General features: G+C 75.0%; 10 protein-coding genes. 3 read left to right on the forward strand and 7 right to left on the reverse strand.

All coding sequences use genetic code 11. The features are described from left to right. Together ACFWI8_RS07605 and xylB are read right to left on the reverse strand one after the other, a co-directional pair. On the reverse strand, positions 1-663 hold a 663-nt coding region (locus tag ACFWI8_RS07605; RefSeq protein ID WP_387086981.1), incomplete at its 3' end, for an ROK family protein. Positions 664-690: 27 nt separating this feature from the next. Further along, positions 691-2124 (reverse strand): xylulokinase, encoded by a 1434-nt coding sequence (xylB, locus tag ACFWI8_RS07610; RefSeq protein ID WP_387086983.1) that lies wholly within the window; start codon positions 2122-2124, stop codon positions 691-693. 137 nt (positions 2125-2261) lie between these two features. Here xylB and xylA point away from each other — a divergent pair, with 137 nt between their 5' ends. After that, positions 2262-3434 (forward strand): xylose isomerase, encoded by a 1173-nt coding sequence (gene xylA / locus ACFWI8_RS07615; RefSeq protein WP_387086985.1) that lies wholly within the window; start codon positions 2262-2264, stop codon positions 3432-3434. A gap of 36 nt (positions 3435-3470) precedes the next feature. Here xylA and ACFWI8_RS07620 read toward each other — a convergent pair whose 3' ends face one another. After that, positions 3471-4502 carry a LacI family DNA-binding transcriptional regulator gene (locus ACFWI8_RS07620; RefSeq protein WP_387086987.1) on the reverse strand — a complete coding sequence of 344 codons (1032 nt, stop codon included), beginning with the start codon at positions 4500-4502 and terminating at the stop codon, positions 3471-3473. 260 nt (positions 4503-4762) lie between these two features. Between ACFWI8_RS07620 and ACFWI8_RS07625 the strand changes: the two genes are divergently transcribed. Then, positions 4763-6355, forward strand: coding sequence for a glycoside hydrolase family 43 protein (locus ACFWI8_RS07625; protein WP_387086989.1), 1593 nt, complete (start codon positions 4763-4765; stop codon positions 6353-6355). Positions 6356-6446: 91 nt separating this feature from the next. After that, positions 6447-7901 carry an RICIN domain-containing protein gene (locus tag ACFWI8_RS07630; RefSeq protein WP_387086991.1) on the forward strand — a complete coding sequence of 485 codons (1455 nt, stop codon included), beginning with the start codon at positions 6447-6449 and terminating at the stop codon, positions 7899-7901. A gap of 22 nt (positions 7902-7923) precedes the next feature. Here the strand turns inward: ACFWI8_RS07630 and ACFWI8_RS07635 are convergent, their stop codons facing one another. The 4 genes from ACFWI8_RS07635 to ACFWI8_RS07650 all read right to left on the reverse strand — a co-directional run bounded on the left by ACFWI8_RS07635 (position 7924) and on the right by ACFWI8_RS07650 (position 11481). Next, entirely contained in the window at positions 7924-8883 is a 960-nt protein-coding gene (locus ACFWI8_RS07635) for a DMT family transporter (protein WP_387086992.1), read from the reverse strand. Positions 8884-9105: 222 nt separating this feature from the next. Further along, a complete protein-coding gene (locus ACFWI8_RS07640) occupies positions 9106-9897 on the reverse strand; it encodes an alpha/beta fold hydrolase (protein ID WP_387086994.1) in 792 nt (263 codons plus the stop codon). 83 nt (positions 9898-9980) lie between these two features. Next, positions 9981-11180 carry an ROK family protein gene (locus ACFWI8_RS07645; RefSeq protein WP_387086996.1) on the reverse strand — a complete coding sequence of 400 codons (1200 nt, stop codon included), beginning with the start codon at positions 11178-11180 and terminating at the stop codon, positions 9981-9983. Position 11181: 1 nt separating this feature from the next. Beyond that, positions 11182-11481 (reverse strand): hypothetical protein, encoded by a 300-nt coding sequence (locus tag ACFWI8_RS07650; protein ID WP_387086998.1) that lies wholly within the window; start codon positions 11479-11481, stop codon positions 11182-11184. Between the last annotated feature and the right edge of the window lie 99 nt (positions 11482-11580).

The raw sequence follows: 11580 nt of genomic DNA on the forward strand, positions 1-11580 counted from the left end.
TCCACCACACGCGACCCGCCCCCCGCCCCGCCACCCCAACCACCGCGCGGCGCCCGCGCCGAGGTTGGCCTCGTTCTCCACCGTGACCGGCCCGAGGTCGCCGGGCAGCCCGGCCGCCAGGTCGGTGTCCCGCCAGCCGAGGTTGGGGGCCATCAGCAGCCTGGCGCGGTCCGCGTCCGGGGCGCGGGCCAGCAGCCCGGGGACGGCGACGGTCAGTCCGGCCGGCCGGAGCCCTGCGCCGGCCGCGTCGCGCACGGCGGCGCGCAGCATCCCGGACAACGTGGCCAGCACGGCGGCCGGTTCGCTGCCCTGGTTGCGGACCTCCTGGCCGAGCCTGACCCGCACCCGGCCCCGCAGGTCCATGACGGCCACCGCCAGGTGGTCGACGCCGATCTCCGCGCCGACCCCGCACGGGCCCCGGTCGGTCAGCACCAGCTGGGTGCCGGGGCGGCCGACCGCGCCCGACCGGCCGGGGCCGCGCTCGACCAGCAGTCCACCGCGCAGCAACTCGTCGACCAGGGTGGACACGGCGGCCCTGGTCAGCCCGATCCGGGTGGCGACCTCGGCCCGGGAGAGCGGCCCCTCCGAGGCCAGGGCGTGCAGTACCCGGGAGAGGTTGCGCTGCCGCATCTCGGACTGCGACTGGGGGGCTGGCTGGGCCATCGTGGATCCTCGTACCCCTCGGCGACGTCAGCGGCGCCGGAGCAGCGCGTCGGCGTCGGTGAGCGTGGCGGCCAGCCGGTCGAGTGCGGCCTCGTCGCGGTCGACCGGATCGAACGCCGGGCCGGCCGTGGTGTCCCAGTCCCTGGCCACCGCCGCCGGTTCCCGGCCCAGCAGCAGTCCTGCGGCCTGGGCGGCGGCGCCGAGCGCTACCAGTTCGTCGGCCACCGGCACCCGCACCGCTCGTCCGGAGAGTCGGCGCACGGTCTCCCGCCAGGCGGTGCCCCGGGCGCCGCCGCCGATCAGCACGATCGGCTCGGCCGGGTCGGCGTCCTCGTCGAGGACCAGGTCGAGCGCGCGCAGCAGGGCGAAGACGGCCCCGTCGTAGGCGGCCTGGAGCAGCTGCCCGGCCGAGGTGTCGTGCCGCAGGCCGTGCACGAGCCCGGACGCGTAGGGCAGGTCGGGGGTGCGCTCGCCGTCCAGGAAGGGCAGCACCACGGCCTCGCCGCCGGGCTCGACGGCCTCCCGGTCGCGGCCGAGCAGGGCCGCGATCCGGTCCACGGCCTGGGTGCAGTTGAGGGTGCAGGCCAGCGGCAGCCAGCCGCGCCAGGCGTCGGCGAAGCCGGCGACGATGCCGCTGGCGTCGGTCGGGCGGCGCTCGCTGACGGCGTAGACGGTGCCTGAGGTGCCCAGGCTCAGGGCCGGCCGGCCGGGCGCCAGGCCGAGGCCGAGGGCGCCGGCCATGTTGTCGCCGGTGCCGGCGGCGACCAGGATGCCCTCGGGCAGCGGCAGCCCGGAGCGCACCGTGCCGGCCGCCTCGCCGGCGCCGACCACCCGGGGCAGCAGGGCCGGGTCGAGGCCGATGTGCGCCAGGATCTCCTCGTCGTAGCTCTCGGTCGCCGTCGACCACCAGCCGCTGCCCGAGGCGTCGCCGCGGTCGGTGGTGCCGCCGTGCGTCTCCTGTCCGGTCAGCTTGCCGGTGAGGTAGTCGTGCGGGAGCCGCACCGCCCGGGTGGCGGCGGCCGCGGCCGGCTCGTGCTCCCTCAGCCAGGCCCACTTGGTGACGGTGAAGGAGGTGGGCGGCACGCTGCCGACCCGCTCGGCCCAGGCCGCGGGGCCGCCGAGCTCGTCGATCAGCCGGTCCCGCTGCGGGGCGGAGCGGGTGTCGTTCCACAGCAGCGCGTTGCGCACCGGCCGCCCGTCGGCGTCCAGCGTCACGAGGCCGTGCTGCTGCCCGGCCACGGCGACGGCGGCCGCCTCCCCGGCGGCGGGGCCGCACTGTTCGAGCGCGGCGGTGAGCGCCTGCCACCACTGCTCCGGGTCGCTGTCGTGCTCGGCCGTCACCACGTGCGGGGCCTGGCCGCGTGCCACCACGGAACCGGTCGCGCTGTCCACGACCAGCGCCTTGGTGGACTGCGTGGAGCTGTCCACGCCGATGACGAGGGGTCCGTCCGGTGCCGCCATGAGCGCGGTCCTCTCTGCGGGTGGGTGCCGCGGGCCGGTCGCCGCGGTCGAAAGCCGGGTGGGGGCTTCCACCACGGGCCAGTGCATACTAATTTGTTAACGGCCATGACGAAATACTGGGGAGCCGAGGAGCCGCCATGTCATACGAACCCACCCCCGACGACAAGTTCAGCTTCGGCCTGTGGACCGTGGGCTGGCGGGGCCGTGACCCGTTCGGCGACGCGACCCGCCCGGCCCTCGACCCGGTGGAGGCCGTCAACCGGCTCGCGGAGCTCGGTGCCTGGGGCATCACCTTCCACGACGACGACCTGATCCCCTTCGGCTCCTCGCCGAGCGAGCGCGAGGGCGTCCTGAAGCGCTTCCGCCAGGCGCTGGACAGCACCGGGATCACCGTCCCCATGGTCACCACCAACCTCTTCACCCACCCCGTCTTCAAGGACGGCGCCTTCACCGCCAACGACCGCGACGTGCGGCGTTACGCGCTGCGCAAGACGCTGCGCAACATCGACCTGGCGGCCGAACTGGGCGCCGAGACCTTCGTCGCCTGGGGCGGCCGGGAGGGCGCCGAGTCCGGCGGCGCCAAGGACGTGCGCGCCGCGCTCGACCGCTTCAAGGAGGCCTTCGACCTGCTGGCCGACTACGTGGTCGAGCAGGGCTACGACCTGCGCTTCGCCCTGGAGCCCAAGCCCAACGAGCCGCGCGGCGACATCCTGCTGCCGACCGTCGGGCACGCGCTCGCCTTCATCGAGCGTCTCGAGCGGCCCGAGCTCTTCGGCGTCAACCCGGAGGTCGGGCACGAGCAGATGGCCGGCCTGAACTTCCCGCACGGCATCGCCCAGGCGCTGTGGGCCGGCAAGCTCTTCCACATCGACCTCAACGGGCAGAACGGCATCAAGTACGACCAGGACCTGCGCTTCGGCGCCGGCGACCTGCGGTCCGCGTTCTGGCTGGTCGACCTGCTGGAGTCGGCCGGCTACCAGGGCCCGCGCCACTTCGACTTCAAGCCGCCGCGCACCGAGGATTTCGACGGCGTCTGGGCCTCGGCCGCCGGCTGCATGCGCAACTACCTGATCCTCAGGGAGCGCGCCGCCGCCTTCCGCGCCGACCCGGCCGTCCAGGAGGCGCTGCGCGCCGCCCGGCTCGACGAACTGGCCATGCCCACGCTGGAGCCGGGCGAGACGGCCGCCACGCTGCTCGCCGACCGGAGCGCCTTCGAGGAGTTCGACGTCGACGCGGCGGCCGCCCGCGGGATGGCCTTCGAGGCGCTCGACCAGCTCGCGATGGACCACCTGCTCGGCGCGCGCGGCTGACCGCCGCATCCCGGGAACGCCCGCTCCCCCGGCCGCTCAGGTCGGGGGAGCGGTGCTGTTCCGCACCACCAGGCGGGTGGACAGCTCGGTGCGCACCCCGTCCGGCCGGTCGCCGTCCATCATCCGACGCAGCAGCCGCAGCGCGGTGGCCGCCATCTCCGCCAGCGGCTGCCGCACCGTGGTCAGCCCGGGAACCGACCAGCGAGCCTGCGGGAGATCGTCGAACCCCACCACGCTGACGTCCTCCGGCACCCGCAGGCTGTGCTCGCGCGCGGCCTGGCAGACCCCGAGCGCCATCTGGTCGGAACAGGCGAACACCGCGGTGGGCGGCTCGGGGAGCGCGAGCAGCTCCCGCATCCGGCGGCGCGCGACCGACTCGTCGAAGTCGCCGTGCCGCACGTACTCGGGCGGCACCCGCAGGCCGGCCGCCGCCATCGCGGAACGGAAGCCGGCGACCCGGGCGCTGCTGCACATCTTGCGGCGGTAGCCGCCGACCACCGCGATCCGCCGGTGCCCGAGGGCGATCAGGTGCTCCGTGGCGCTGACCCCGCCCTGCCAGTTGGTCGCACCGACCGAGGGCACGCCGGGCGGCGGGTCGAGCACCGGGTCGATCATCACATAGGGGATGCGGTGCTGGGCGAGCCACGTGTGCTGGGTGGCGTTGAGCTCGGCCAGGTTGAACAGCACACCCGCCGTGCCCCTGGCGGACAGCTTGTCGAGCCAGCCGCGCTCCGGCCGCCCGCCGCGCGTCCGCACCAGCGCCGCCGAGACCACCACGCCGACGCCGGCGTCGTGCGCGGCCTCCTCGACGCCGTGCAGCACGGCGCCCGACCAGGGCGTGTCGAGCCGGTGCACCACCAGGTCGATCAGGGCGGGCGGCCGGTCCGGCGTGAACCGTGGGCGCCGCACGTAGCCGAGCCGGTCGAGCACCTCGGTGACCCGGCGGCGGGTCTCCGGAGCCACGTCCTCGCGGCCGTTGGCCACCTTGGACGCGGTCGGCACCGAGACGCCGGCCTCCCTGGCGACCACGGCCAGGGTCGGACCCCCGGTCCGCAAGGGACGATCCATCGGCATTCCCCTCTCGCCGCGTGCCGCCTCGAAAGTTTCGGATGTCGGCCGTCGACCGGTCGGGACATTGACCCCGATAGCAAGCGCTTCCTACGTTAGGGGCGGGTCGCGCCACTGTGAAGTCCCGCAGCCGCCGGACGGCCGTCACCAGGCGTTCCGCGACGCGGCCCGGAGTTCTCGAAAGCCCACCGCCCCAGACGTCGCAGGGCCGGTCCGCCCGGCGCCGGCGCACCCGCGTACCCGGAGGGAAAACGTTCCTCATGACGGTAGGTCACCTCGTCAACCCCGTGCTGCCCGGCTTCCATCCGGACCCGAGCATCGTGCGGGTCGGCCCGGACTACTACCTGGCCACCTCGAGCTTCGAGTGGTTCCCCGGCGTCCCCGTGCACCACTCGACCGACCTGGTCGACTGGCGACTCGTCGGGCACGCGCTCGACCGCCCGGTCCTGCCCGACCTGCGCGGCGTCCCCGACTCCGGCGGCGTCTGGGCCCCCTCGCTGACGTACCACGACGGCGCCTTCTGGCTGGTCTACAGCGTGGTGCGCGGCATCGAGCGGCCCTACAAGGACCTCGACAACTACCTCGTCACCGCGCCGGACGTCACGGGGCCGTGGTCCGAGCCGGTGTACCTCAACTCCTCGGGGTTCGACCCCTCGCTCTTCTTCGACGACGACGGCCGCGCCTGGCTCCTCAACGTCCAGTGGGACCACCGGGCCGGCCACCCGGCCTTCGGCGGGATCGTTCTCCAGGAGTACGACCCGCGGCGCCGCGCCCTCGTCGGCGAGCCGCGCGTCGTGCTGCGCCACGACGAACTCGTCGAGGGCCCCAACCTCTACCGGCGCGACGGCTGGTACCTGCTGATGCTCGCCGAGGGCGGCACCGGCTGGAACCACGGCATCGCGGTGGCCCGCGCCCGCGCCCTCACCGGCCCCTGGGAGTGGGACCCCGCCGGGCCGCTGCTCACCACCAGGGACGACGAGACGCAGCCGCTGCAGAAGGCCGGCCACGGCGAGCTGGTGTCCACCCCCGACGGCGAGTGGTACCTCGCCCACCTGGCGTCGAGACCGCTCACCACCCCCGAGGGCCGACGCTGCGTGCTGGGCCGGGAGACCTGCCTGCAGCGGATCGAGTGGACGGCGGACGGCTGGCCGCGCCTGGCCGGCGGGGGCCACCACCCGCGGCTCACGGTGCCGGCCCCCGCCGCGGCCCGTGCCGCGCGCCCCGCTCCCCGGGGCCCGGTGCGCGACGACTTCGACGGGACGCGACTCGGCCCGGAGTGGGTGGCGCCCAGGGTCCCGGTCGAGGAGAGCTGGCTGACGTTGACCGCGCGCCCCGGCTGGCTGCGCCTGCACGGCAGACAGAGCCCGCGCTCGCTGTTCGACCAGTCGCTGGTCGCCCGACGACTCACCACCACCCGCGTCGAGTTCACCACCCGGCTCGACCACCGCCCCCGCCACTTCTCGCAACTCGCCGGCCTCGTCTGCTGGTACGACACCGGCACCCACTACTACCTGCGCTCCACCCACGTGGCGGGCAGGGGCCGGGTGCTGGGGCTGTTGATCGCCGACGCCGGCGCGCACACGGAGCCGGCCGACGCCGAACTCGACACCGCCGACTGGCCGGAGCTGTACCTCAGGGCCCGCTTCGAGGACACCGAGCTCCGCTTCCTGGCCTCACCGGACGGCACGGACTGGCACCCGGTCGGCCCGGCCCTCGACGCCACCAGACTCTCCGACGACTACGGCCCCAAGCTGCGCTTCACGGGCGCCTTCGTGGGCCTGTGCGTGCAGGACCTGGGCGGCACCCGGCGGCCGGCGGACTTCGCCTGGTTCGAGGAGCGGCCGCTCGACTGACGCGCCCGACGGGCGGCCGGCAGCCCTTTCGAAAGTTGTCGGCGCCGCCCGGGGGCTGCCCGCCCCCGGGCCCGCCACCTACGTTGTGGGCATGCCAATTCTGCGTGTGCTGCGAACGATCTGGCTGCTCGCCGCGGCGCTCTGCCTCGGCCTGCTCGCCACTCTGCTGACCGCCCCGGCCGCCCAGGCCGCGCCGGTCTCCGTGCTCAACGGCACCCAGTTCACCGACCCCAACGGCGACCCCGTGCAGGCCCACGGCGGCGGCGTGCTCAAGGTGGGCCAGTACTACTACTGGTTCGGCGAGAACCGGCAGGAGACCAGCAACGCGTTCCGCTACGTCTCCGCCTACCGCTCGACCGACCTGCGGAACTGGGAGTTTCGCAACCATGTCCTGACCCAGAGCACCCACTCCGAGCTCCAGTCGGCCAACATCGAACGCCCCAAGGTCGTCTACAACCGGGCCACCGGGCAGTTCGTGATGTGGATGCACAAGGAGAACGCCCAGGACTACAGCGAGGCCAGGGCCGCCGTCGCCGTGTCCGACACGGTGGACGGCGACTACACCTGGCGGGGCAGCTTCCGCCCGCTCGGCCACATGTCCCGCGACATCACGGCCTTCGTGGACGACGACGGCACCGGCTACATGGTCTCCGCGGCCCGCGAGAACTACGACCTCCACATCTACCGGCTGACTCCCGACTACACGGCCGTCGAGAGCCTGGTCGCCAACCCCTGGCCCGGCGGCCACCGGGAGGCGCCCGCGCTCTTCAAACGGGACGGCGTCTACTTCATGCTCACCTCGGGCGCCACCGGCTGGTCGCCCAACCAGCAGCAGTACGCCACCTCCACCAGCCTGGCCGGCGGATGGAGCACGATGCGGAACGTCGGCGACGCCACCGCCTTCGGCTCCCAGACCGCCTACGTCCTCCAGATCCAGGGCACCGCTGGCACCTCGTACCTCTACATGGGCGACCGCTGGGGCAACTCCTTCGGCGGCCGGGTCAACGACTCGCGCTACGTCTGGCTGCCGCTCACCTTCCCCGACAGCCGTTCGCTGAGCATGAGTTGGGCGCCAGAGCTGACCATCGACACCGCCGCGGGCACGGTGCGCGGCACAGGCGGCCCCTACCAGACGTTCACCGCCAGACACTCGGGGAAGTGCCTCGACATCCCGAGCCAGTCGCAGGCCGTCGGGCAGCAGTTGGCCCAGTACACCTGCAACGGCGGCGGCAACCAGCGGTTCTGGCCGCGCGACGTGGGCGGCGGCCACGTCCAGCTGGTGACCAGGCACAGCTCGCTGTGCCTGGCCGCCTCGGGCGGCTCCACGGCCGCCGGCGCCGCGGTGGTGCAGACCGCGTGCGGCGGCGGCCAGGAGCAGCAGTGGCGGATCACGGACACCGGCGACGGCCATGTCAGGATCGCCGCCCGGCACAGCGGCCTGTGCCTCGACGTCTCCGACGAGTCCACCGCGGACAGCGCCCGGCTGATCCAGTACACCTGCTCGACGACCGCCACCCACCAGCAGTTCCGCCGGACCACGGTCTAGCCCCGGCGGACGCCGCACGGGGTCAGCGGCGGCGAACGGTGAGGACGAACAGCCCCGCCACGACCAGGCCGACGCCGGCCCAGGCCGTCACGCCGAGCCGCTCGCCGACCACGGCGACCCCGAGCACCGCGGCCACCACCGGCTCGAAGAGCGACAGGGTGGTCGCGGCGCTCACCGTCACCCGGGCCAGGCCCGCGCCGAACAGCACGTACGCCAGGCACATCGGTATCAGGGCCAGGTACGCGATCACGGCAAGGCCACCCGCCGAGCCGGCCAACTCGCTGCCGGTGACGGCGAAGACCGGCAGCAGCACCAGCGTGGCAAGACCGAACAGCGCGCCCATCGCACCGCGCGACGAGTGGCCGCGGCCGATGATCCGCGCCGCGCAGTAGGTGTAGGCGGCGTAGCCGGCGCCCGCCAGCAGGCCGAGGGCCACGCCGGCCTGCAGCCGGTCGCCGCCCGTGGTCGCCTCGGCCGTGCCGTCCCCGGTCAACACCAGGGCCACGCAGCCGACGGCCGCCGCGGTGGTGGCGACCAGCCAGCGCCTGGTCAACCGGGCGCCGTCCAGCAGCCGTTCGAGCAGCGCCGCGAACATCGGCGCGCTGCCGAGGCTCACGACGGTGCCGACCGCGACGCCGGCCCAGGCCATCGAGGTGTAGAAGGCGAGCGGGTAGACGACCACGCCCAGCGCGCCGAACAACGCGTAGGGCAGCACCGCGCGCCCGCCGCGGAGCACGGCCAGCGTGCGGCGGGCCGCGATCGCGAGGGTCAGCAGGCCACCGAACCCCATGGTGGCGGCGCCCACGGCCAGCGGCGAGGCGCCGGCGGGCGCCAGGCTGGCGACCGTACCGGTGGTGCCCCACAGGGCACTGGCGCCGAGGACGAGCGCCGGACCGGCGGCGGCGCGACGCCCGGCGGCGGGCCGGCCGACGCCGGCGCGGGCGGCGTGGGTGGGGGAGGAGTGCGAGGAGGAAGTGCTCATGGTCAGACGCGTCCAACTCCGTTGAGGTCCGTCGAGGGAGATCAGCGGAGGGCGCGCCGGGCCGCCCGACCGACCATGGCGTCGCCACGGGGTCGACCGGATTTGGGTGTCACACGAAGCCGCGCGCCCTCAGAGGGCGACTGGCGGCGAGGAGACGGGGGACAGGGAGTCGGCTCGCATGACGACGAGCATAGCCGCCGACGCGTGGCGGCGGGACAGGTCCTAGACGACCCGGGACCAGTCATGGATCAGCGCGGCCAGCTCGGCCGGCCGCTCCTCGTGGAGGTAGTGGCCGACCCCCTCCCACCGTACCGCCCGGGAGCGGGCGTCCCGCAGCGTGGTGCGCTCCCAGGCGGCCGCCGCTGCGGAGTCGTGCACGGCGAGCACCGGACAGCGGCGGCGGCGCAGATACGCCTCGGTCGCCGGGCGCAGCCCGAAGGCGCCGGGTGCGAGGTACATCGCCTCCCGGTAGCTGAGCAGCACCTCGGGGTCCATCGCGGCCATCAGCCGCTCGTGCCGCTCGCGCAGCCCCGGCGGGCTGTCCGCGGTGAAGGCGCGGCGCACGAAGCCCACCGCCCAGGCGGTGCCCTCCCGGCGGAGCGCCGCCTGCTCGGCCGGCAGCCGCCCGGCCTCGGCCGCGTCACCGCCGTAGGCGGCGGCGACGGCCACCAGCGAGCGCACCAGTTCCGGATGTTCGACGGCCAGCGCGGTGACCACCTGACCGCCGAGCGAGTGGCCCACGGCGACCACGGGGCCGACGCCGGACGCCCGCAGCCAGCCGGCCAGCTCCGCCGCCGCGGCGCGGGGTGAGCAGCGTGCGAGCGCGGCCGGCGAGCGGCCGTGGCCCGGCAGGTCGGGGACCAGCACCCGGTGGTGCGGGGTCAGCGACGGCAGCAGCGGTGCCCAGTCCTCGCCGTCCCCGCCCCAGCCGTGCACCAACAGCAGCGGCGGGCCCTGCCCGCCGGCCGGCGGCCCGGTGTCCACCACGTGCGGGCCCTCGGCCTCGGCTGGCATGGCGGGCTCACCTCGTGGTTCGGACCGATGCGGCGGAAAACGTTTGCTGTGCGCGCCGGCAGCCTACCCGGCCGGCAGGGACGTCAGCGGGGCGCCCCGGCCCCGGGGTTGAGCGCGCCCTCCAGGGCGAAGGTGGCGGCGCCCAGGCTCACCGGGTTGGCCCCGATGGGGCTCAGCAGGATCTCGACGGCCGCCGAGGGGCGGGGCAGCGCGTGCGCCGCGACGGCCGGGCGCACCGCGTCCAGCAGCCGTCGGCCGAGCCGGCGGGCGACCCAGCCGGTCAGGACGACCACCTCGGGGTCGAGCAGGTTCACCAGGTCCCCGATGGCGGCGCCCAGGCAGTGGGCGGTGCGGCCCAGGGCGGCCTCGGCGGTCGGGTCGCCGCGCTCGAGGGCCGCCGCGAGCGCGTCGAGGGCGGCGGTCTGGTCGCCGGCGCGCAGCAGCGCGCTGCCCGGATCGAGCTCGGCCACGGTGCGGAGGATGCCGGGGGCGCCGACATAGGTCTCGACGCAGCCGCGCCGGCCGCAGTGGCACGGGCGGCCGTCGAGCACCAGCGTGGTGTGCCCCCACTCGCCGGCGCTGTTGGAGGCGCCGCGGTGCGGCCCGCCGCCGAACGCCAGGCCGGCGCCCACGCCGGTGCCGAGGTTGACCACCACGGCGTCGTCCCGACCGCGGGCCGCGCCGAACCACAGCTCGGCGACCACGCAGGCGCGCATCGGGTTGTCCAGGTGGAGCGGGTGGGGGAGGTGCTCGGCGAGCAGGGCGAGCAGCGGGACCCCGTGCCAGTTCCAGTTGGCCGCGAAGACGGAGACCCCGCCCTCCCGGTCCACCATCCCCGGCATGCTGATCCCGACGCCGAGCACCCGCCGGCCGGCCGCCGCCCGCTCGGTGGCGTCGCGCACGGCGTCCGCGATGCGCCGCGCCGCGCGGGCGGGGTCGCCGTCCTCGGGGGTGAGTTCCGCGTGGGCGCGGCCGAGCACCCGCAGGGCCAGGTCCACGACCTCGACGTGCACATAGGTCTCGGCGACGTCGACGCCGACCAGCGCGCCGCCCTCCGCGTCGACCGCGACCAGGCCGCGCGGTCGGCCGCCGCCCGACTCCTCGAAGCCGGCCTCCACCAGCACGCCCAGCTCCAGCAACTCGCCCACCAGGGTGGCCACCGTGGCCTGGCTCAGGCCGGTGGCCCTGGCCAGGGTGGGCCGGGACACCGGCGAGGCGGCGATGGCATGCCGCAGCACGAGAGAGCGGTTCGCCGTGCGGATGTCGCGTGAGGTCCGCTTCACCTCACTTCCCGCCGTCGTCCTTGCCCTTCCTGCGGAACCAGCGCCGTTTTCCCGAGCGCCCCGGACGCCCACGCCGCCGGCCCGAGCCGAATATCCAGCCGGCCGGCGGCTCGTCCGAGCGCCAGGGCTGCGGCGCCGGTGCCTCCCGCTTCCAGCGCTCGTTCAACATGCGGGTGCGCGCCGAGGGCTCCTTGACCTCGGCGCCGCGCACGAAGCTCTCGTCGAGCACGAGGTCGTCCCAGTCCTCGCGCTCCGGGTCGCCGCCGTGCGGCTCTTCCTGGCCGCCGGGCTCCCTGCTCATGAGCTGCCTCCCGTCCCACACCGTCGGTGCGGCACATGACAACGAATACAACGCTCCCCGGGGCCCCGGTGTTCCGGGGCCCCGGGGGAGCTGGATCCG

The sequence above is a fragment of the Streptomyces sp. NPDC127098 genome (assembly GCF_042722465.1).
In the GTDB taxonomy this organism is placed as follows: Bacteria; Actinomycetota; Actinomycetes; order Streptomycetales; family Streptomycetaceae; genus Streptomyces; species Streptomyces millisiae.